Annotated in this window: 20 protein-coding genes and 1 tRNA gene; 16 read left to right on the top strand and 5 right to left on the bottom strand. The window is 73.2% G+C overall.

The genetic code is table 11. From position 1 onward, the window contains the following. Positions 1-42 precede the first annotated feature (42 nt). The 7 genes from ACX6XY_RS14790 (at position 43) to ACX6XY_RS14760 (ending at position 6,769) form a co-directional block, all read left to right on the top strand. On the top strand, positions 43-864 hold the full coding sequence (locus tag ACX6XY_RS14790) for an SGNH/GDSL hydrolase family protein (RefSeq protein WP_460330258.1): 822 nt from the start codon (positions 43-45) through the stop codon (positions 862-864). A 152-nt stretch (positions 865-1,016) separates the two neighbouring features. Further along, entirely contained in the window at positions 1,017-2,219 is a 1,203-nt protein-coding gene (locus ACX6XY_RS14785; protein ID WP_460330256.1) for an MBL fold metallo-hydrolase, read from the top strand. Positions 2,220-2,746: 527 nt separating this feature from the next. Further along, positions 2,747-4,741: an ATP-binding protein gene (locus tag ACX6XY_RS14780; protein ID WP_460330253.1), complete on the top strand. Its 1,995-nt coding sequence runs from the start codon at positions 2,747-2,749 to the stop codon at positions 4,739-4,741. Between the two features lie 70 nt (positions 4,742-4,811). Then, a complete protein-coding gene (locus tag ACX6XY_RS14775) occupies positions 4,812-5,255 on the top strand; it encodes a roadblock/LC7 domain-containing protein (protein ID WP_460330250.1) in 444 nt (147 codons plus the stop codon). A 2-nt stretch (positions 5,256-5,257) separates the two neighbouring features. Next, entirely contained in the window at positions 5,258-5,632 is a 375-nt protein-coding gene (locus ACX6XY_RS14770; RefSeq protein ID WP_460330247.1) for a DUF742 domain-containing protein, read from the top strand. Further along, on the top strand, positions 5,610-6,203 hold the full coding sequence (locus tag ACX6XY_RS14765; RefSeq protein WP_460330245.1) for a GTP-binding protein: 594 nt from the start codon (positions 5,610-5,612) through the stop codon (positions 6,201-6,203). The genes ACX6XY_RS14770 and ACX6XY_RS14765 overlap by 23 nt, the downstream gene beginning before the upstream one ends. Then, on the top strand, positions 6,200-6,769 hold the full coding sequence (locus ACX6XY_RS14760; RefSeq protein ID WP_460330242.1) for a GAF domain-containing protein: 570 nt from the start codon (positions 6,200-6,202) through the stop codon (positions 6,767-6,769). Before ACX6XY_RS14765 ends, ACX6XY_RS14760 begins: the two co-directional genes overlap by 4 nt. Before the next feature lie 38 nt (positions 6,770-6,807). Here ACX6XY_RS14760 and ACX6XY_RS14755 read toward each other — a convergent pair whose 3' ends face one another. Then, positions 6,808-8,010 (bottom strand): acyl-CoA dehydrogenase family protein, encoded by a 1,203-nt coding sequence (locus ACX6XY_RS14755; RefSeq protein ID WP_460330240.1) that lies wholly within the window; start codon positions 8,008-8,010, stop codon positions 6,808-6,810. Positions 8,011-8,556: 546 nt separating this feature from the next. Here ACX6XY_RS14755 and ACX6XY_RS14750 point away from each other — a divergent pair. Together ACX6XY_RS14750 and ACX6XY_RS14745 are read left to right on the top strand one after the other, a co-directional pair. Further along, complete coding sequence (locus tag ACX6XY_RS14750; RefSeq protein ID WP_460330237.1) at positions 8,557-8,916, top strand: MmcQ/YjbR family DNA-binding protein; 360 nt, start codon at positions 8,557-8,559, stop codon at positions 8,914-8,916. A 94-nt stretch (positions 8,917-9,010) separates the two neighbouring features. Continuing rightward, a tRNA-Pro gene (locus ACX6XY_RS14745) sits at positions 9,011-9,084 on the top strand. A gap of 76 nt (positions 9,085-9,160) precedes the next feature. On the opposite strand, the gene ACX6XY_RS14740 is transcribed toward ACX6XY_RS14745, so the two are convergent. Continuing rightward, positions 9,161-10,609, bottom strand: coding sequence for a purine-cytosine permease family protein (locus ACX6XY_RS14740; protein WP_460330235.1), 1,449 nt, complete (start codon positions 10,607-10,609; stop codon positions 9,161-9,163). 69 nt (positions 10,610-10,678) lie between these two features. Between ACX6XY_RS14740 and ACX6XY_RS14735 the strand changes: the two genes are divergently transcribed. Beyond that, complete coding sequence (locus tag ACX6XY_RS14735; protein WP_460330232.1) at positions 10,679-11,332, top strand: TetR/AcrR family transcriptional regulator; 654 nt, start codon at positions 10,679-10,681, stop codon at positions 11,330-11,332. A gap of 297 nt (positions 11,333-11,629) precedes the next feature. Next, positions 11,630-13,255: an amidohydrolase gene (locus ACX6XY_RS14730; RefSeq protein WP_460330229.1), complete on the top strand. Its 1,626-nt coding sequence runs from the start codon at positions 11,630-11,632 to the stop codon at positions 13,253-13,255. Positions 13,256-13,264: 9 nt separating this feature from the next. Here ACX6XY_RS14730 and ACX6XY_RS14725 read toward each other — a convergent pair whose 3' ends face one another. Then, the gene (locus ACX6XY_RS14725; RefSeq protein WP_460330227.1) at positions 13,265-14,050 is read right to left on the bottom strand and encodes a class I SAM-dependent methyltransferase; all 786 of its coding nucleotides are present in this window, start codon (positions 14,048-14,050) and stop codon (positions 13,265-13,267) included. 36 nt (positions 14,051-14,086) lie between these two features. Further along, entirely contained in the window at positions 14,087-14,446 is a 360-nt protein-coding gene (locus tag ACX6XY_RS14720) for an ArsR/SmtB family transcription factor (protein WP_460330225.1), read from the bottom strand. A gap of 102 nt (positions 14,447-14,548) precedes the next feature. Here ACX6XY_RS14720 and ACX6XY_RS14715 point away from each other — a divergent pair, with 102 nt between their 5' ends. Continuing rightward, positions 14,549-16,006, top strand: coding sequence for an MFS transporter (locus ACX6XY_RS14715; protein ID WP_460330223.1), 1,458 nt, complete (start codon positions 14,549-14,551; stop codon positions 16,004-16,006). Here the strand turns inward: ACX6XY_RS14715 and ACX6XY_RS14710 are convergent. Continuing rightward, complete coding sequence (locus tag ACX6XY_RS14710) at positions 15,954-17,234, bottom strand: Tm-1-like ATP-binding domain-containing protein (protein ID WP_460330222.1); 1,281 nt, start codon at positions 17,232-17,234, stop codon at positions 15,954-15,956. The genes ACX6XY_RS14715 and ACX6XY_RS14710 overlap by 53 nt on opposite strands. Positions 17,235-17,391: 157 nt before the next feature. Between ACX6XY_RS14710 and ACX6XY_RS14705 the strand changes: the two genes are divergently transcribed. The 4 genes from ACX6XY_RS14705 (at position 17,392) to ACX6XY_RS14690 (ending at position 20,446) form a co-directional block, all read left to right on the top strand. After that, on the top strand, positions 17,392-17,847 hold the full coding sequence (locus tag ACX6XY_RS14705) for a Fur family transcriptional regulator (RefSeq protein ID WP_460330220.1): 456 nt from the start codon (positions 17,392-17,394) through the stop codon (positions 17,845-17,847). Positions 17,848-17,970: 123 nt separating this feature from the next. Further along, the gene (locus tag ACX6XY_RS14700) at positions 17,971-18,357 is read left to right on the top strand and encodes a (2Fe-2S) ferredoxin domain-containing protein (RefSeq protein WP_460330218.1); all 387 of its coding nucleotides are present in this window, start codon (positions 17,971-17,973) and stop codon (positions 18,355-18,357) included. 280 nt (positions 18,358-18,637) lie between these two features. Further along, a complete protein-coding gene (locus tag ACX6XY_RS14695; protein ID WP_460330216.1) occupies positions 18,638-19,537 on the top strand; it encodes an ABC transporter substrate-binding protein in 900 nt (299 codons plus the stop codon). A gap of 159 nt (positions 19,538-19,696) precedes the next feature. Further along, on the top strand, positions 19,697-20,446 hold the full coding sequence (locus ACX6XY_RS14690) for a cobalt-precorrin-6A reductase (protein WP_460330214.1): 750 nt from the start codon (positions 19,697-19,699) through the stop codon (positions 20,444-20,446). Positions 20,447-20,459 lie beyond the last annotated feature (13 nt).

Here is a 20,459-nt window from a genome sequence, read left to right as displayed (position 1 = left end):
ACGGTCGCGTAAGTCACACCGATAGGTGAAAGATAAGGCGACGTGGACCACGATTCGACATCCCCCATCCGCAGTGACGCGACTGACGTATTCGGGTCGTACGTGGCTGTCGGCGACAGCTTCACCGAAGGCGTCGGCGACCCCGGCCCCGACGGCGCCTACGTCGGCTGGGCCGACCGGCTCGCCGTCCTGCTCGCCGACCGCCACCCCGAGCACTCCTTCCGCTACGCCAACCTCGCCGTACGCGGCAAACTCCTCGACCAGATCGTCGACGACCAGGTGCCGCGCGCCAAGGAGCTCGCCCCTGAGCTGGTGAGCTTCTGCGCGGGCGGCAACGACATCATCCGGCCCGGCAGCGACCCCGACGACGTCGCCGAACGCTTCGAGCGGGCGGTCGCCGACCTCACGAACTCGGTCGAGACCGTCATGGTGACGACCGGGTTCGACACGCGGGGCGTCCCCGTGCTGCGCCATCTGCGGGGCAAGGTCGCCACCTACACCGCGCACGTCCGGGCCATCGCGGACCGCTACGGCTGCCCGGTGCTCGACCTGTGGTCGCTGAAGTCCGTACAGGACCGTCGGGCCTGGGACGACGACCGGCTGCATCTCTCGGCCGAAGGGCACACGCGGGTCGCCCTGCGCGCCGGTCAGGTGCTCGGCCTCGAGGTTCCGGCCGACCCCGACCAGGAATGGCCGCCGCTGCCGCCGCGCGGGGCCCTGGAGGACCGGCGCGACGACATCCAGTGGGCGCGCGAGTACCTGGTGCCCTGGATCGGGCGGCGACTGCGCGGCGAGTCCTCCGGCGACCACGTGTCGGCGAAGCGGCCGCACCTGACACCCGTGCGGGACACGAGCAGCGCGTAGGTCTGGATCACCGGCAGCGGAATCCCTGAGCCGCCCCGCACGTTGAGCAGGCATGGGACCGGTGTCTCGCGTGGCGGCGGTCGCCCGGCTGGCCGCGCTGTGTCCGTGTGCGTGGCCATAATGAAACTCTGAGCGACCCACCAGGAGGTCTCGTGACGGCCAAGCAATCCCTGCGCTCCGGACTCCGCGCGCGGCGGCCCGAGGCCTTCGGCGCGGACGCGACGGGCGAGCGGCTCGCCCGTATCCGACGATCGCCGCATTTCGCCCGAGGGCAGTTCCAGAACCCGGTCGGGGTGTCCGTACGGCCCACCGGTTCCGCGGTGGAGCTCGCGAGGCGGTACTTCCGCAAGGAGGAGCGCGCCCGCCGCGCGCCCGCCGGGCCGGTCCCCGTGCACGCCACCACCCTCGCCGACCTGGCCCGCCCACCGGCCAGCGGACTGCGGCTGACCTGGATGGGCCACTCCAGCGTGCTGGCCGAGATCGACGGCAGGAGGGTGCTTTTCGACCCGGTGTGGGGCGAGCGCTGCTCGCCCTTCTCCTTCGTCGGCCCCAAGCGGCTGCACCCGGTGCCGCTGCCGCTGGCCGCGCTGGGCCCCGTCGACGCCGTCGTCATCTCGCACGACCACTACGACCATCTGGATCTCCCCACGATCAAGGCCCTGGCGGGCACGGACACGGTCTTCGCGGTGCCGCTCGGCGTCGGCGCCCACCTGGAACGCTGGGGCGTCGGCACGGACCGGCTGCGCGAGCTCGACTGGCACGAGAACACCAAGATCGCGGGGCTCGAACTGACCGCGACCCCGGCCCGGCACTTCTGCGGCCGTGGCCTGCGCAACCAGCAGCACACCCTGTGGGCCTCCTGGGTCGTCGCGGGCGACAGCCACCGGATCTACCACAGCGGGGACACCGGCTACTTCCCCGGCTTCGCGGACATCGGCGCCGGGCACGGCCCGTTCGACGCCACGATGATCCAGATCGGCGCCTACAGCGACTACTGGCCGGACATCCACATGACGCCCGACGAAGGCGTACGCGCGCACCTCGACCTCCAGGGCGGGCCGCACGGCACCCTGCTGCCGATCCACTGGGCCACCTTCAACCTGGCCCCGCACCCGTGGGCCGAGCCGGGCGAGGGCACCCTCGCCGCGACCCGCCGCGCGGGCGTCGACATCGCGCTGCCCCGGCCGGGCGAGCCCTTCGAGCCCGGTTCGGACACCATGCCGTGCACGCCGTGGTGGCGCGGCGTCGCACCACCGGCCGACACGGCGTCACCGGCCACCGGAGACACGACGCCAGCCGGTTCCCCGCGCACACCCGAAGGCACCGGCGAGCCCGAGCCGACACCGGCGGCGTAGCAGCCGCCCACGGCCCTGGTCGCCTCCGCCCCCGTCACCTTCGACCTAAGTTTCACTCTCTGTATTGACGCGCTCGGGCGCGAGCCGGGCACCCGACCGGGTGCCGGCCGGGTGCCCCCAGGGTCCGGGTGGGGCCGTGTCGAGGAGTGGGGGAGGGGTGCGGGGTGCGGGACCGGGGACGTGGGCCCGCTCTCGTACTGGCTGAAAACCGCAGGAGAACAGACGTTTCTCGGCCATGCGCGCGAGCCCCCTGAGGGATTCGTTCGGCCGTGCGGGGCCTCATACCAGAGTGGGACGCTCTTCGCTGGACTTTGCCAACTGACTCTCGCGCACGACATGTTGGCGACTACTGTGTGTGCTCGCTGAGGCGACGCCGAGACGCCTTCCGACGCTCGGCATGCCTTCGCGCGCGATGCCGTATGCCTTCACGTCGTCATGCCTCCATGGCGTCGTTCACCAACGAAAGCCGAGCCCTACGCACCCTCCCCGCCGACCCAGGCGAGAGGAACCCCCATCCGAGGACGCTGATGTCTCACCCTCGTGAACCGGCCGCACGCGCAGACCGCCGTGAGGGCGGGCGGCACGGCAGACCGGGACCCCGCAGCACGGCCCAGCCGCCACCCGAGGCCCAGATACGCCGCCAACTCCTGCGCAGCGCGGTCCTCCCGGCCGTCGCGGTGGCTCTGTGCGGAGCGGGCGCGGTGCTGTTCGCCCTCCGCCTGACGGACGCCCGGCCGACCGCCACCCAGTGGGCGGTGCTCATCGCCGCCGCGGCCGTCGCCGTCGCCGCGATCGCGGCCGCCGCAGTCGCCGCGGGCCGCGCCGCGCAGACCGTGCTCGACCGCCTCGCCGCTCTGCGCCGCACCAGCGCCCGCGGCCAGTCCGAACTGCGCGGCGTCGTCGAAGGGCTGCGCCGGGGCGAACGCCCACCGGCCCGCACCGCCGCCGCGCCCCCCAGCGCGGCGGCCGACGAGTTCGACCTGCTCGCCGACGAGCTGAGCCGTGCCCAGGACATGGCGGTGGCCTCGGTGGTCCAGGCCGCCCAGCTGTCCAGCCACGCGGGCAGCGAACAGAAGGTCGAGGTCTTCGTCAACCTCGCCCGCAGGCTCCAGTCCCTGGTGCACCGCGAGATCCAGCTCCTGGACGAGCTGGAGAACGAGGTCGAGGACCCGGAGCTGCTCAAGGGCCTGTTCCACGTCGACCACCTGGCCACCCGCATCCGCCGCCACGCCGAGAACCTCGCCGTGCTCGGCGGCGCCATCTCCCGCAGGCAGTGGTCCAACCCGGTCACCATGACCGAGGTACTGCGCTCCGCCATCGCCGAGGTCGAGCAGTACTCACGGGTCAAGCTGGTGCCCCCCATCGACGGCACCCTGCGCGGGCACGCCGTCGCCGACGTCATCCACCTGGTGGCCGAACTGGTCGAGAACGCCTCGGTGTTCTCGGCCCCGCACACCCAGGTACTGCTGCGCGCCAGCCATGTCACGGCCGGGCTCGCGATCGAGGTCGAGGACCGCGGGCTCGGCATGTCCGTCACCGAACAGAACAAGATGAACACCCTGCTCAGCGACCCCGACCAGGTCAACGTCGCCAGCCTGCTCTCGGACGGGCGCATCGGGCTGTTCGTGGTGGCCGCGCTGGCTCGCAGGCACGGTGTCGCGGTGCGCTTGCAGGCCAACATCTACGGCGGTGTGCAGGCCGTCGTCGTGCTGCCCCAGGGAGTGCTCGGCGCCGAACAGCCCCAGCAGGGTCAGCAAACTCAACAGGGCCAGCAAGTCCAGCAAGTCCAGCAAGTCCAGCAGATCCAGCGGCAGGCCGAACGGCAGCAGCCGCCCCAGCCGACCCAGCAGCCCACGGCGACCCAGCAGCCCACGGCGGCCCAGCAGCCCACGGCGGCCCCGCCCGCCGGGATCGCGCCCGAGCGGAGCCAGCAGCCCACCCACGTCAGCAGCCTGCCGGAACCCTCGCGGCTGGCCGTGCCGCCGCCCCCGCCCCCGCAGCCCCACACCGCGGTGCACCTCCCGCAGCAGCCGCGCCGGGACGACGCCCCGGCGGCCAACGGCGCCAAGGCGACCCCGCCCCCCGCGGGCGGCACTCCGCTGCCGGTACGCGCGACCTACGAGGAGCGGCCGACCCCCGCCGACGCCGTACCCGGCATCCGCACCGAGGACCGCGCCGCCGCCACAGAGCACGGGCTGGCCGGACCGCCGGCCGACGGTCCGGGGCACGCCGAACAGCGGGGCCGCCCCCGGCTCCCCAAGCGGCGCGCGCAGGAGCACATGGTGCCGGAGCTGCGGAACGGCCCTGTCGCGCCAGCGCAGGACAGCGCGCACCTGGTCGGGCACGATCCGGGCCTGATGGCCGCCTTCCAGCGGGGCATAGGCCTCGCGGAAGACCAAGACCAGTACCAGGACCAACACCAGCCCCCACACGAGCACGAGCGCGAGCACCAAGACCAGTACCAGTATCAGGACCGGGCCGCCGAGCAGGTCCCTCAGGACAGGAGCGAACCGGCCGGATGACCTCCATATGACCTCCCGAACCCCCTCGCCCTTACCCGACCGCCGTATCCCCCAAGGAGTCTGATCCACGATGGCGAGCGATGTGCCCCACGGCCACGCATCCGACCTTGACTGGCTGTTGAGCGGGCTGGTGCAGCGCGTGCCGCACACCCGCAGCGCGGTCCTGCTCTCCTGCGACGGACTGGTCAAGTCCGTGCACGGCCTGGAACCCGACAGCGCCGACCACATGGCCGCCCTGGCCTCCGGCCTCTACTCACTGGCCCGCAGCGCGGGCGCCAGGTTCGGCGAAGGCGGCGAGGTGCGCCAGGTCGTGGTCGAACTCGCCGACACCCTGCTGTTCGTGTCCACCGCGGGCTCCGGCACCTGCCTGGCCGTGCTCGCCGGACGCGAAGCCGACGCGGCCGTACTCGGCTACGAGATGGCCATGCTGGTCAAGAGCGTACGTCCCTATCTGGTCACTCCGGCCAGGCAACCGGCCCAGACCCCGGTGGCGCACTCCGCCCCAGGGGCCTGAGCGTGGCGGCCCCGCAGGACGGGCCGTGGCTGGACGACGCGGCCGGCCGACTGGTCCGCCCCTACACGGTCAGCAACGGCCGGACCACGCCGTCGGCACCACTGGACCTGCTGTCCCTGGTGATGCCCACCGGGACGCTGCCCGCAGGGCAGTTGGGGCCCGAGCACAGCCAGGCGCTCGGGCTGTGCGGCGGCCGCCCCACATCGGTCGCCGAGATCGCGGCGCAGCTGAGACTGCCCGCGGTCGTGACCAAGGTGCTGCTGGCCGATCTCGTCGACTGCGGGGCGCTCACCGCCAAGGCGCCCGGATTCCGTCACCATCCCACCGACCGGTCCCTTTTGGAGGCAGTGCTCGATGGTCTACGACGAAGGCTCTGAGCCCTTCCCCAACGCGCTGAAGATCCTCATCGCGGGCGGCTTCGGAGTCGGCAAAACCACCTTCGTGGGCGCGGTCAGCGAGATCGAGCCGCTGAACACGGAGGAGTTGCTCACCACGGTCAGCGTGGCCACCGACAGCCTGGACGGCGTCGAGCACAAGACCACCACGACCGTGGCCATGGACTTCGGCCGGATCACACTCGACGCCCGGCATGTGCTGTATCTCTTCGGCACTCCGGGCCAGGAGCGGTTCTGGTTCATGTGGGACGAACTGTCCGACGGCGCCCTCGGCGCGATCATCCTCGCCGACACCCGGCGACTCGAGGACTGCTTCGCGGCCGTCGACTTCTTCGAGCACCGGGACATCCGATTCGTCGTCGCCGTCAACGAGTTCGACGGCGCCTACCGCTACACGCCCGACGAGGTGCGCGCGGCCATAGACCTGGGCCCCGAGGTGCCGGTGATGCTCTGTGACGCCCGCATCTCCAGTTCCGGTGTCCAGACCCTGCTCACCCTGGTCGAGCACCTGCTCAACCCCACCCCGGCATCGAGTAACGGAGCGCGCACATGATGTACGACCCGACAGGGCACCTACTGCTCACCCCCGTCGACAAGGACGCGCCCGACAGGGTGCGGCGACTGCGGCGGCTCGGCCTCGGCGAGCACGCGGACCCGGCCTTCGACGCGTTCGCCGACCGGCTGGCCGACGTCACCGGAGCGCCGTACTCGATGGTCAACTTCATCGACGAGAACCGGCAGTTCTTCGCGGGCCTGCACACCCCGGCGGGCAGCCAGACCGGCGCCGACCTCGGGGCGGCGGCGGCCAGCACCGGCGTGGGCCGCTACATGGCCAGGGACCACGGCTACTGCCCGCATGTGGTGGTACGCCGCAAGGCGCTGGTGCTCGAGGACGTCTGTGACTACCCCCGGTTCGCCGGAAACCCGGTGGTCGACGAGATCGGCATCCGCTCGTACCTGGGCGCCCCGCTCATCGACCGTACCGGTATCGCGCTCGGCACCATCTGCGTCGTCGACACCGAGCCCCGCCCATGGGGCCGGGCGGGGCTTGAGACGATCAAGTCGCTGGCCGCGGAACTGGTCGGGCAGATCCACCGCCGCGAGGAAGGCTCCCGCTGAAGCCGAAGCCGAAGCCGAAGCCGAAGCCGTCGCGGTCGTCACACAGCCGGTTCCATATCAGTGCGCACCAGGTCGGCCAGCCGCTGTGACCAGCTGCCCTTGGCCCTGCCCAACGCGTCCTCGGCCAGCCGCAGCAGCTGGACGTCCGAGGTTCCGGCGGGCGCGAAGATATGGTGCGCGTCGCGCAGATAGCGCTCGACGGGCCGGTCCGTGAAGAGGCCCGCCGCGGCGTGCACCTCCATGGCGGTGCGCGCCGAGTCCAGCGCCGACTCGACGTTGACCAGCTTGGCGTTCATCAGCTCGGCGTCGCACGGCTGACCCTGGTCCAGCAGATGCGCCGCGTGGTACGCGGCGAGCCGTGCCGTCATCAGCCGGGACCGCATCTGGCCCAGCTTGAGCCTGATGTTGGTGAGCTCGTGCAGCGGCCTGCCGTACCGATGGCGTTCCGTGCTGAACCGTACGGTCTCCTCCAGCAGCGCCTGGTGGATGCCGAGCGAGACCGCCGTGAGGTTCGGCCGCCCGTACAGCACGCTGGAGGAGTACGCGACGGCCAGCCCGTCCCCCTCCTCACCGAGCCGGTTGGCCGCCGGGACCCGGCAGTCATCGAAGACCAGCTCGCCGAAGCTGAAGCCGTGCAGACCCATCGTGGGCCGCTCGTCCGCCACCGAGAATCCGGGTCGCCCCGACTCGACCAGCAGGGCGGTGAGACCCTGGGAACCGGGCCCGGTACGCACCACGACACCATGGAGGTCGCCGACATGGCTGTTGCCCACGTACACCTTCCGGCCGTTGAGCACGTAGTCGTCGCCGTCCCGTACGGCGCTGGCCGTCATGCCGAGCACATGACCGCCCGACTCCGGCTCCGTGACGGCGATCGTCGGCAGACACTCACCGGCCGCCACGGCGGGCAGCCAGGTCTTCTTCTGCGCGTCGCTCCCGAAGTGGACGATCTTGGCTACGCCCAGCTGGGAGGCCTGCGCCATGGCGCCCATGGCGCCGCTGACGCGGGACAGCTCCTCGATGACGATGGTCTTGGCGAGATGCCCGGCCGCCATGCCCCCGTGCTCCCTCGGGACGGTCACACCGATCCAGCCCTGCCGCGCGAGCAGCCAGGACAGCTCGTGCTGAACGGTGCGGGCGGCCTCCATGTCGGCTATCCGCGGGCGGATCTCCCTTTCGGCGAAGCCCCGCACTTCCTCCCGGAGCTGATCGTGACGCCGATTGGTGAAGTAGCTGTCCATCGCGAGCCCTCCTCCGCGCAACGCCTGCTCGCATAGTTGTTCGAGCAGGTAGTGCCTTCGCAGTGACCCCGTCCCGGACAGACCACCCCCCTGGCGTCCGGCCACCCCCCAGACATGCCCACCGGACATCCGACTGCCACATGCCTTCGGCAAAGCTTTCCCGGACAGTTGGCCGACAGGGGTCGTTATTACGGACACCAGCGCGCGAACTGTCACCAACAAGAGAGGGAATTCGGACAACATCGGCGCACTCCGGCGTCCCGCCCGCCCCACGGGCCGCGGCTCGCCGTCCGCCCGCACCGCGCGGGGCGGTTCGTCCGGTACGCGACGGGTGGCCGGAAGTCGCGCGTGAATCCGGGTGCATCCGGGTGCATCCGGGCTCGCGCCGCTGCACATCGACGTCCGACCCGTCGACGGCGCGTGGATGCGTTCGACGGCGCACACGCGGCGTGCGGCGGCGCCGACCGGCGCGGTACGAGGCGGGCGCGGCACCGCTGCCGCCGCCACTGCCCGGCGATTGTCAGTGCGGTGTCCTACCGTCATGCCATGACCACGTCCGACGATGTCCGTACGTACGCGCTCGCCCTGCCGGAGACCACCGAGAAGATCGCCTGGTCCATGCCCACCTTCCGCGTCGCCGGGAAGATGTTCGCCACACTCCCGGAGGACGAGACCTCGATAGCGGTCCGCTGCCCCAAGGAGGAGCGCGACGAACTGGTGCTGGCCGAGCCGGACAAGTTCTGGATCGCCGACCACGAGGCGATGTTCGCCTGGGTCCGAGTGCGCCTGTCCGCCCTGGAGGACACCGCCGAGCTGCGTGACATCCTCGCCGACTCCTGGCGGCAGGCCGCACCGGGCAGACTCGTCGAGGCCCACCCGGAGCTGGGCCCGCCGACCGTGGCCTGACATCCGTACCGAAATCGGGTTCACGACCACCGCCCCGAGTGCGGTATTGTTTCCGTGCGCGTTCGGCCGGGGAAACCCCAGGCCACACGGGCACCGGGACGTGGCGCAGCTTGGTAGCGCACTTGACTGGGGGTCAAGGGGTCGCAGGTTCAAATCCTGTCGTCCCGACTCTGCTTTTCGCAGGTCGGAAGCCGTTCTCTCCATTATGGGGGAACGGCTTTCTCCGTACTCCGCCCCGGAGGGGTTACGCGGTCCGCGGGGCGCGGCGCATCAGGATGGCGTACGCCGCCGCCGCGACGACGATGCCGACGGGCAGGGCGAGGTCGACGCCGTCCAGGGCTCTGGCGAGCGGGCCGGTGTACAGGGTGTTCACGCACAGCGCGGCCGCGGTGACGCCCGCCGCCATGGCCGCGGCGCCCGCCCAGTTCACGCCCGCGGTGTACCAGAACGGGCTGGCCGGGGTCTCGTCGGTGAGGGCGCGGCCGTCGTAGCGGCCCCGGCGGAGCAGGATGTCCGTGGCGTAGACGGCCATGCTGGGGCCGAGCAGGACGACGGTCAGCTGGAGGACGTTGCTGACGGTGTCGAGGAAGCTGGAGACGAGCAGCCCGTACAGGGTCAGGGCGACGGCCGAGACGCCGTCGATCAGGACGCTGCGGGAGCGGCGGACGCGCAGGCCGACGGCCTGGATGGCCAGACCGGCGCTGTAGGCGGTCAGGGCGTTGATGGAGATCGTGCCGAGGATCAGCGCGAGCAGGAAGACCGGGATGAACCAGCCGGGCAGCATCGACTCGAGCGCGCTCTGCGGGTCGGTCATGTCCACCGCGGTCGCGGCGAGCACGCCCAGGCCGCCGACGACCATGCTGGGCAGGAAGGCGCCGAAGGCGGTCCAGCCCGCGATCGCCGTACGCGAGGCCGTACGGGGCAGATAGCGCGAGAAGTCCGCGCTGGTGGTGTACGACAGCGGGCCCGAGGCGATCAGGGTGATCCCGGCGATCACGGTCGCCCACAGATCCACGCCGGTCAGCGGCTCGGCGGGCGCGTACCCGAAGTCGGTGTGCCCGATGACGCCGTACGCGACGACCGCGAAGGCCGCGCCGAGTGCCAGCGTGATCGGAAGGTACAGCTTCATGATCATGCCGTGCCCGTAGACGCTGATGGTCAGCGTGAGTGCGGCGATGATCACGATGACGGCGGCCTTGACGCCGATGGTCGTCGTGATGCCGATCCGTTCGACCAGGGAGAACGCGGCGACCGCGGCGGCCGACAGATTGAGCGCGAAGTAGCAGACGGAGATCATCCAGCCGACGATCGCGTTGTTCACGCGGTTGCCGAGTATCCCGTATACGGCCCGTGTGATCACTTCGCTCGGCGCGCCCGCGGCCGGGCCCGAGATCGCGAGCAGCCCGGTGAGCGCCCAGAACAGATTGCCCGCCAGGAGTACCGCGAGGGCCTGCCACAGGGTGAGGCCCATCAGGATCAGCGCGCCGCCGACCACCAGGTTGAGGTAGTTGACGTTCGCCGCCGCCCAGACGGCGAACAGGTCTCGGGGATGCCCCCGGCGTTCCCGGTCGGGAATGTGGTCGATGCCGTGGGCCTCGACGCGGCCCGGCTGGTGCGCGGACTGGTGCGCGGGCGGCGGCGTGCCAGCCGAGCTCTCCGCCGCTGGCTGTGGATCGGGAATCGTGGACGCCATGGGGCCCTCCGCGTGGTGGTCGTACGCACCTGCTTGCTTATTGGTCGCACACTCAATAACATCGCCGGTATGTCGTCAAGCGTTCAACGCAAACGAGTTCGGAAATCTCCAGCCGCCCGACGTGCGGAAATCGTGGGAGCGGCGGCCCGTGTCGCGCTGACAGAGGGGCTGGAGTGCGTGACCCTGCGGCGGATCGGCGACGATCTCGACGTGCGCCCCGGACTGATCAGCCACTACTTCCCGTCGGTCGACGACCTGGTCGCGGAGGCGTTCGGCAGCGCCGCGAGCGCCGAGCTCGACGTGCTCCTGCCGGACGACGAGCCCGGAGTGACTCCCACGGAGCGGTTGGCGCGGTTCTTCGCACACGCGATGGGGGAGTCGTACGACGACATCAGCCGCCTCTGGATCAACGCCCGCCATCTCAGCCGCTACCGGCCCGCCCTGCGCGACCGGGTCGCCGAGCAGGAGGCCGCCTGGCGTGAGCGGCTGACCGGTGTCATCCGGCGGGGCGTCGAGTGCGGTGCGTTCCACACGGACGCCCCGGACGTGACGGCCATCCAGATCCTGGTCGTACTCGACGGCCTCGGCGCCCACGCCAACACCGACACGAGCAACCGCCCCGAAGCCGTGACGCGCATGGCGGTCACCACGGCGGAGCGCGAACTCGCCCTGGCCGACGGCACACTCACCCGCGCCGCGACGATATCCGGCCCTACGCCGTGACGGCGTCCGCGCCCACACCGTGGCGCGTCTGTCCTTACGTCGTGGCGGCGTCTGCGCCCCCGTCGTGGCGGTGCCCGTGCCCCCGCCGTGGCGGTGTCCGGCCCCCGCGGCGACGGCGTTAGGCCTCACATCGTGGTGGCGTCCGGGCCCCGCCGTGGCGGCGTTCGGCCTCGCGTGGTGAAGGTGCCCGCGCCCCCGCGGTGACGGGCGTGACGGGCGTTCGGCCTCACACCGCGGCGTCCACGGCCGTGGACGCCGTCAACCGACCTACTCTCCCGCGCTCTCCAAGGAGGCACTGTGCACAACGGTCTCGTCCTGCTCTCCGCCCGCCTGCTCGACCCGGTGACCGGCGCGTTCCTGCCGGACACCGCGCTCGCCGTGTCCGGCGGGAGGATCTCCGCCCTGGGCGACGACCGGGCCGTACGCGCCCTCGCCGACGCGTCCACGACGGTGATCGACCTCAAGGGCGCCGTGCTGACCCCCGGCCTGGTCGACGGGCACCTGCACCCGGTCTCCGGGGCCGAACTGACCCACGGCCTCGACCTGTCGGGCTGCCCCGACCTGGCCGCCGTGCGCGAGGCGCTGGCTCGCGAGGCCCGCGGGCTCGCGCCCGGCGCCTGGCTGCACGCCTGGGGCCTGGACCCGAACGCCTTCGCGGGCCAGCCCGTCGGGACGGCCCCCTTCGACGCCGTACTCGACGGCATCCCGGCCCTCCTGCTGCTGTTCGACGCGCACTCCGCGCTGGCCAGCCGCCGCGCCCTGGAACTCGCGGGCGTGGACGGGCCGCGCACCTTCGACCAGGCGTCGGCCGAAGTGGTCTGCGACGCCGACGGCCGTCCCACCGGGCTGCTCCTGGAGGACGCGGCCTGCGAACTCGTGGAGCGGGTCGCGCCACAGCCCACCCGCCGGGAGCGCCGCGACCGGCTCGCCGCCGCCCTGCGCGCCATGGCCGCCACCGGCCTCACCGGAGGTCACGCCATGGACGCCAACGGCGACAGCCTCGCCTTCTACTCCGAGCTCGACGCGGCGGGCGAACTGCCGCTGCGTCTGCGGGTCGCGCCCTGGTGCCAGCCCGGCGCCGACGCCGACGGGGTGCGCGCGCTCATCGCGGGGCAGGGCGTCGGAGGCGTGCTGTGGCGGACCGACGGCGTCAAGATCTTCATGGACGGCACCATCGACAACGGCACCGCGTGGCTGGAGCGCCCGGACTGCCAGGGCGAGTCCCGGCACGCCTTCTGGCCGGACCCCGAGCGCTACACCGAGATCATCGGCGAGCTGCACCGGGCCGGGGTGCCCACCGCGACCCACGCCATCGGCGACGCGGCCGTCCGGCACGTGCTCGACTCCGTGGAGAAGGCCCAGGCCAGCGGCGTACGAGGGGTACGGCACCGGGTCGAGCACATCGAGACCGTGCCCGACGACACCCTGCGCCGCTTCGCCGAACTCGGCGTCGTCGCCTCCATGCAGCCCACCCACTGCTGCGACTTCACCCGCGCCGACCACACCGACAACTGGTCGCGGCGCCTCGGCGAGGAGCGCGCAGCGCGCGCCTGGCGCTGCCGTGATCTGTGGGACTCCGGTGCCGAGGTCGTCCTCGGCTCCGACTGGCCCATCGCCCCCTACCCGCCGCTCGGCGTCATGGCGGGCGCCCGCCACCGTCGGCCCAGCCGTGATCTCAGCCAGCCCCCGCACGGGCCCGAGCAGGCGCTGACGGCCCTGGAGGCCCTCCAGGCGATGACTGTGAACGCGGCGCGCGCGGCGGGCGACGCGCACGAGGCCGGACGGCTCGCCGTCGGCTACCGGGCCGACCTCGCGGTGCTGGCCGAGAGCCCGCTCACCACGCCCGCCACCGACCTGGCGGACCTGCCCGTGCTGCTCACGGTCCTCGACGGCCGCCCCACCCATCGCGACGCGTCCTTGTGAGCGGCCCGGCTACGCTCGGGTGGCGACCACGAGGCGGCAGCGCGGGCTGCCGTCGGGGCGTCGGTCGAGCTCTTCCAGCGCGTACGACTCCACCGTGAATCCGGCCCGCGTCAGCTCCCGGCGTACGTCCGCGAGGCCGAACCGCCGGTAGTACATGACGAAACGCGGCCGCCAGAGCGCGTTGCGCACCCGCATCGCCGCGTCGAAGCCCAGCAGCGTCCAGTACGCCGGTGAGCCCGGCCGCGGTGGAGCCGCGACCGGGAAGGCGAACCGCCCGCCGGGCCTGAGCGCCGCGTGCACCCCGGCGAACAGTCCGGGCCGCTCGCGGGGCAGGAAGTGCCCGAACGCCCCGAAGCTCACCACCAGGTCGAAGGCCGAACGGAAGGGCAGGGCCCGCGCGTCGGCCCGTACGAGATCGACCCGTACGAGACCGGCCGGTACGGCATCGGCTGACACCAGGTCAGGCCGTACCGGGCCGGGCGGTGCGTGCTCGGTTCGCTGGCGGGACACGCGGGCCACCGCGAGCATGCCCGCGCTGTTGTCCACGCCGGTCACCCGCCCCCGGCACACCCGCCGCAGGACGCCCAGACCCGCGCCCGTACCGCAGCACAGATCGAGTCCGCTGTCGAACGGGCCCAGCTGACGCAGGAGTTCGGCGGTGGAGTCCAGCACCGCATCCGGGGTGCGGAACGGCGTGTGGTCGAACTTCGGGGCCAGCAGGTCGTAGCCGCGCTCGACGGACGACAGCGCCTGGACGGCGAGTTCGCGGACGGTGGGGCCCTCGGGGGTGAACACCGGCCCCAGCATAGGCGGCGGCCGCGCGAGAGCGGCTCAGGAGTGCCAGGGCTCCCCGGTGACCTGGTGGTCGGCGTGGCTCAGGGCTTCGACGACCAGGCGGCGCAGATGCCCGTCGGTCAGCGCGTACACCGCGCGGCGGCCTTCTCTGCGGGCGTGTACGAGCCCGGCGAGCCGCAGTTTGGCCAGGTGCTGGCTGACCGCGGTGCGCGCGGCCCCGCTCGCGGCGGTGAGCGCGGTGACGTCCGCCTCGTCCTCGGCCAGCAGCCACAGGAGATGCAGCCGGGTCGGGTCCGCGAGCAGCGCGAAGACCGACGACGCGGTCTGGAGCTGCGCGGGTCCCGGAGTGCGCTGATGCGTATGGGTGGCAACTGGGGTCCGTTCGCGTCCGGGCATGGGCCCATCGTAGACCGGGCGAACCGTCAGTTGCATACGTGCGCAGGTGCGCACCTATCGCTAAGGTGGGGAGGTCCGAGGTCATCGAACGAGGGGCGTGCCATGCTGTCCGTCCTGCGCGGCCGCACCTATCGCACCTATCGCCAGCTGTTCGCGGCCCAGGTCGTCGCGCTGGTGGGCACGGGTCTGGCGACGGTGGCGCTGAGCCTGCTGGCCTACGACATCGCGGGCGCGGACGCGTCGGCGGTGCTCGGCACCGCGCTGGCCGTGAAGATGGTCGCCTATGTGACCGTCGCGCCGGTGGTCGGCGCGCTCGCGGACCGGATACCGCGGCGCGCGCTGATGGTCGCGATGGACGTCACGCGCGCGGGCGTCGCGCTGACCTTGCCGTTCGTCACCCAGGTCTGGCAGATCTACGTTCTGATCCTCCTGCTCCAGGCGGCCTCCGCGGCGTTCACGCCGACGTTCCAGGCCGTCATCCCCGCCGTGCTGCCCGCCGAGCGCGACTACACGCGCGCGCTGTCGCTGTCCCGGCTGGCCTACGACCTGGAGAGCCTGTTCAGCCCCGCGCTGGCCGCGGCCCTGCTCTACGCGGTCGCCTTCGACTGGCTGTTCGTCGGCACCGCGGTCGGATTCGCGGCCTCGGCCGCGCTGGTCGCCTCCTGCGCGCTGCCCGGCCGCGCGCCGGTACGGGGGCCAGCGCGCATCGCGGACCACCACACCCGGTCCGGCGAGGCGGCCTTCGGCAAGGCGGCCTTCGGCGTCCGGCTGTTCTGGGCGACCCCGCGCCTGCGCGCGCTGCTCGCGCTGGATCTCGCGGTCGCCGCGGCGGGCGCGATGGTCATCGTCCACACCGTCGTGCTGGTACGCGACCGACTCGGCCGTGGCGCGGGGGACGTCTCCCTCGCGCTCGGCGCCTACGGGGCCGGGTCGATGGTGGTCGCGCTGCTGCTGCCGCGGCTGCTCGACCGGCTCGGCGACCGCGCCGTGATGCTCCCCGCGGGCCTCGCCCTGCCCGCCGTCTTCGTCGCGTACGGGACGCTCACCGCCTCGGGGCCGTCCTGGCCCGCCCTGCTCGGCGCGTGGTGCGCCTTCGGGGCCGCGTGTTCGGCGGTGCTCACCCCGGCGGGGCGGCTGGTCCGCCGTTCGGCGGGGCCGGACGACCTGCCCGCCGCGTTCGCCGCCCAGTTCTCGCTGGCCCACTGCTGCTGGCTGCTCACCTATCCGCTGGCCGGGTGGCTCGCCGTGGCCGTGGGGGCGGCGGGGGCTTCCTGGACGCTGGGGGCCGTCGCGCTGGCGGGCGCGCTCGCCGCCGTACTGACCTGGCCCGCCCGTGACCCGGAGCGGCTCGACCACGACCACCGCGGTCTGCCACCCGACCATCCGCATCTCGCCGACGCGCACGCCACACCCGTGTCCACGCCAGCGCCCACGCCCACGCCCGCCTCCATGTCCGCGGCCGCGTCCACGCCCGCCGCGCACGGCTGCCGGCACAGCCACCCGTACGTCATCGACCGGCTGCACCCGCACTGGCCGCGGCCGCGCCGGACGGCCCGCTGATCATGCGGTGCAGCCGCTCGGCCGCGGCCCGCCCGAAGGACGGGTCGTTGATGTCGGCGTCGACGTCGACCAGGTCCACCGCGCTGCCGCTGAGCCCCGAACGCACCGCCGTGAACAGGGCGTCGTCGGCGGCCGCGTCGTGGTACGGCCCGCCCGGCGAGCCGAGCGTGGACAGCCCGCGCAGCGGCAGGCACACGGCCGTCGGGCCCTTGGCCGTCCGCAGCTTGGCCGCGACCCGGCGGCCGAGCTCCGCGCACTCGTCCACGGTGGTGCGGACGACGGTTATCGACGGGTTGTGGACCCGGACCAGCCGGTCCCGGAACCGCTCGGGCAGCGTGTCCAGCGGCCCGAACTTCACCATGTCCAGGGCGCCGAGACCGACCACCTGCGGAACTCCCCTGGCCCCGGCGGCCAGCAGCCGGTCGGGCCCCGCGGTCAGGATGCCGCCCACCAGGTCGTCGGCGAGCTCGCTGAGCGTCAGGTCCAGTACGCCGACGAACACCCCCTGCGCGGCCAGCGCCTCCAGGGACCGGCCGCCGGCGCCGCTGCTGTGGAACACCAGGACCTCGTAGCCGAGTTCGGTGAGCCGCTCGCGCGCCGCGTCGACGCCGGGTGTGGTCACTCCGGCCATGCTGGCGGCCACCAGCGGCCTGCCGCGCGCGCCGAGTTCGGCCGCCCGCACGGCCCGTGGGGCGGCGGCGAAACCCTTGGCCATCCCGGCGATCGCGTCCGCGGCGTTGGCCAGTATCGGCTCGGTCACCGTGTTGATCCCCGCGATGTCGACGACGCTGTACATCATCGCGATGTCCGTGGCGCCGACGTACGGCGCCACGTCGCCGGAGGCCATCGAGGACACCAGCAGCTTGGGCAGCCCGAGCGGCAGCGCGCGCATCGCCCGGCTCGCGATCGAGGTGCCGCCGCTGCCGCCGACGGCCAGCACCCCGTCCATCCGCCCCTCGGCGTACAGCCGCCCCGCGATCTCGGCCGCGCCGCGGGCCATCGCCGTCACGGCGGCCCCGCGGTCCCCGGCCGCCCGTAACGCGTCCAGGTCGGCGCCCGCCGCGCGAGCCACCTCGCCGCGCGTGACGTCGGGGCGTCCGCGGGGTTCCCCGATGACGCCCGTGTCGATGAGCAGGACGTCGACACCGGCCCCGCGGAGCCGGTCGCGCAGCCAGTCGTATTCCTCGCCTTTGGTGTCCAGAGTTCCCATCAGGGCAACGGTCGCCATGGCACGTAAATGTCCAGGCCGACGGCTGGGCTGACAAGACCGCGCCAGCGCGCCGTGCGCCGCCGCCGCACTTAATAGACATGGGAATCATTGCCATTTACCATTCTGTGGTGAACGTACCGCGCTGACGATCTGGGGGTGAGCGGTGGGCGGCGCCGTGCACGGCCGAGTGGGACAGCGTCTGACGCGGCAGCGCGCCGCGGTCGCCGAAGTGCTGTCCAGGTGCGCCGACTTCGTCTCCGCGCAACAACTGCACGCCCGGCTCCTCGCGACCGGCCCGCCGGTCGGCCTGAGCACCGTCTACCGCACCCTGCGCGAACTCGAACGGGCCGGGCGGCTGGACGCCGTACGGGACACGGACGGCGGGCGCCGGTACCGGCCGCGGGTCGCGGACGAGCACCGGCACTACCTCATCTGCCGGGCCTGCGGCCGCAGTCAGGCGATCGACACCGAGGTCATCGAGCGCTGGGCCGACGGGGTGGGCGAGTCGACCGGCTTCACCGAAGTCGAGCACACCCTCGAACTCCACGGCGTCTGCGCCCACTGCCGCCCCGCGCCCCGTGAGGCCGTACGCCACCCCGGTCGCCGCGCCCGACGGGGCAGCCCGGCATGACCGGCCGCGATGCCGCGCGGGCCTGCCCGTATGATCGGTCCGGTCGCTCGGTAGGCGGCCCGCCCCCATCGCATCCCTCGCAGAGCGGAACCGGCTGTGACCTCACGCGCGTTCGTCCGGCCCATGGCGCGACGCCCCTGCACTCTGGTCGTGTGCCGGGGCTGCTGCTGTGGCAACCGCCGCAAGCTCCCGGCCGCCGACCACGCGTGGCAACTGGACCGGCTGCTGGCCGCGGCCGCGGACTCCGACGGCCGGATCGCCGTCCGCACCACCGACTGCCTCGGACCCTGCGAGTACGCCAACGTGGTGGTCGTCCAGCCGTCCGCCGACGGGCGGCGCAGGGGCGGCCGCCCCGCCTGGATAGGGCTCGCGCTGGACGACGGCTGCACGGACGAGATCATCGAGTGGGCGACGGCTGGCGGCCCCGGCGTCGCCGAGCCGCCGCCCGCCCTGGCCCTGCAGTTCGTCCGCCCGCCAGGCGCGGCCGCCCGCTCACGCGCGAGGCGTTGACGCGCGCGTTGACGTGCCCCGCGCCGCCGGGTCGCCGTCCGCTCGGTCTCCCCGGCAGCGACGCATCCTGGCGGCGCCCGCCGCCGGACCCGCGACCGCGCGCGACGCACCGCGCCGAAGCGCCTGAGCCGGACGCACCCGCGTACGCACCGGCGCACGCACCGTCACAAGCGTGCGCCGGGCGTACGCTGCCGCACGCGGTCTTGTGCGCGGCCGCTGGCCGGTTCAGGGTGGCTCCCAACCACAGTGCGGTACCGAGCGCGAAGGCGGGTGGGGCGACGTGGGGCGCGGCGACGGCTGGGAGTTCACCGACGACCGGGGCGTGACGACGCGCGCGAGGCGCGGGCCCGAACGGGTGCTGGCCTATGTGCGGGCCGGGGCGGCGCTGAGCGATCTGGGCGTGCCGCCCGTGGCGGTGTACGGCTCGGCCCACGACGGCCCGGTGCTGGACCAGGCCAAGGCGGCCACCCTGCGCGGCGATTCCGTCCGCTACCTCGGCCCCGGCGCGGCCTTGGACGCCGCCGCGCTCCAAGGCGCCCACGCCGACCTGCTGATCGACGTCACCTACGACGGCACCCGGCCGTACGCCGCCGACGAGACCGCCGCCCGCGCGGCGGACCTCCCTGTCATCGCCCTGTCGGTGGCCGGTGCGGAGCCGCTCACGCGCATCCTGGGGCGCTTCGCGGAACTCGCCACCGCCCTCGGCGCGACACCCGGCGACACCGGCACCGGCACCGGCACCGACGCCGAGTTGTCCGCCGCCGAGGAGACCGTACGCGCGGCGGCCGCGGGCGGGCCGCCGCTGACGGTGCTCGCCCTCTCGGCCGCGGCTTCCGGCGACGTCCACATCGCCCGCCCGGATGCCTGGCCGGAGCTGCGGCACCTCGCGGGCCTCGGCGTCCGATTCGTCACCCCGGACCCGGCGGGCGGCGTCAACTGGCACACCACGACCTGGGAGCGGGCGGGCGCCCTCGGCGCCGACCTGGTGCTGGCCGACTGCCGTGGCAACGCCGTACAGCCTCCCGCCCTGGAGACCGTGCCCGCCTGGCGCACCCTCACCACCGAGGCCCTGGTGGAGCCGTGGAACCCCGAACTGCCGTGCAGCGCCGCCGCCTGCGCCGCGTACCTGCGGGCCGTGGCGGACGCGCTGACCATCCTCCGGGACAAGCGGTCCGGATAACGCCCACCCGCACGGGACCCCGCGCTCTCCCGAGGGACGCCCCCCCCGGACCTCCGGCCGGACACGCGGGTCAGGCGCTGTGACGGCGCGGGCATCGTGCGGCGGCCTCCGCCGAGTACACTCTCCCGGATTCCCTGGCGCGGAGCGAGAAGAGACAACGTGGCGCACCTGCTGATCCTGGGCGGGACCACCGAGGCCCGGCGGCTGGCGTCCGCCGCCGCCCAGCGGCCCGGACTGCGGGTCACCAGTTCACTCGCGGGCCGGGTCTCCCGGCCCGGCGACCTGCCGGGCGAGGTCCGCGTCGGAGGATTCGGCGGCCCGGACGGGCTGGCCGACTGGCTGCGCACACACCGGGTGGACGCCCTGGTCGACGCGACCCACCCGTTCGCCGAGGCGATCAGCGCGCACGCCGCCGACGCGGCCGCGGCGACCGGCGTGCCCCTGCTCGCCCTGCGCCGCCCCGGCTGGCGGCCGGGCCCCGGCGACCGCTGGTACCCGGTGGCCTCGCTGGACGAAGCGGCCGCGCTGCTGCCGGAGTTGGGCAGGCGGATCTTCCTCACCACCGGACGGCTCGGCCTCGCCGCCTTCGCCGGGACCGCGCTGGACGGCCTCGACTTCCTCGTACGCTCGGTGGAACGCCCCGAGCCGCCCCTGCCGCGCCGCACGGAGATCCTCCTGGACCGGGGGCCCTTCACCGTCGACGGCGAGCGGGCGCTGCTGCGCGCACACCGGATCGACGTACTCGTCACCAAGGACAGCGGAGGCGCGGCCACGGTCGCCAAACTGGTCGCCGCCCGAGAACTGGGCATGCCGGTGGTGGTCGTCGGCCGCCCAGCGCCGCCCGCGGGCGTGCTGGTCGCCACGGAGGTCGCGGACGCACTGGCCTGGCTCGACGACGAGACGGCCTGATCCGCCGGGCAGG

Source organism: Streptomyces sp. O3, from assembly GCF_054788135.1.
This window is presented reverse-complemented; position numbering and strand designations above follow the sequence as displayed.

What these genes read in the sequence shown, in the direction of transcription:
- ACX6XY_RS14715 (WP_460330223.1), top strand. Translation starts at nt 14,549, where the DNA reads ATGCTGTCCGTCCTGCGCGGCCGCACCTATCGCACCTATCGCCAGCTG.
- ACX6XY_RS14780 (WP_460330253.1), top strand. Translation starts at nt 2,747, where the DNA reads ATGTCTCACCCTCGTGAACCGGCCGCACGCGCAGACCGCCGTGAGGGC.
- ACX6XY_RS14755 (WP_460330240.1), bottom strand. Translation starts at nt 8,010, where the DNA reads ATGGACAGCTACTTCACCAATCGGCGTCACGATCAGCTCCGGGAGGAA.
- ACX6XY_RS14775 (WP_460330250.1), top strand. Translation starts at nt 4,812, where the DNA reads ATGGCGAGCGATGTGCCCCACGGCCACGCATCCGACCTTGACTGGCTG.
- ACX6XY_RS14765 (WP_460330245.1), top strand. Translation starts at nt 5,610, where the DNA reads ATGGTCTACGACGAAGGCTCTGAGCCCTTCCCCAACGCGCTGAAGATC.
- ACX6XY_RS14735 (WP_460330232.1), top strand. Translation starts at nt 10,679, where the DNA reads ATGTCGTCAAGCGTTCAACGCAAACGAGTTCGGAAATCTCCAGCCGCC.
- ACX6XY_RS14740 (WP_460330235.1), bottom strand. Translation starts at nt 10,609, where the DNA reads ATGGCGTCCACGATTCCCGATCCACAGCCAGCGGCGGAGAGCTCGGCT.
- ACX6XY_RS14720 (WP_460330225.1), bottom strand. Translation starts at nt 14,446, where the DNA reads ATGCCCGGACGCGAACGGACCCCAGTTGCCACCCATACGCATCAGCGC.
- ACX6XY_RS14750 (WP_460330237.1), top strand. Translation starts at nt 8,557, where the DNA reads ATGACCACGTCCGACGATGTCCGTACGTACGCGCTCGCCCTGCCGGAG.
- ACX6XY_RS14710 (WP_460330222.1), bottom strand. Translation starts at nt 17,234, where the DNA reads ATGGCGACCGTTGCCCTGATGGGAACTCTGGACACCAAAGGCGAGGAA.
- ACX6XY_RS14700 (WP_460330218.1), top strand. Translation starts at nt 17,971, where the DNA reads ATGGCGCGACGCCCCTGCACTCTGGTCGTGTGCCGGGGCTGCTGCTGT.
- ACX6XY_RS14760 (WP_460330242.1), top strand. Translation starts at nt 6,200, where the DNA reads ATGATGTACGACCCGACAGGGCACCTACTGCTCACCCCCGTCGACAAG.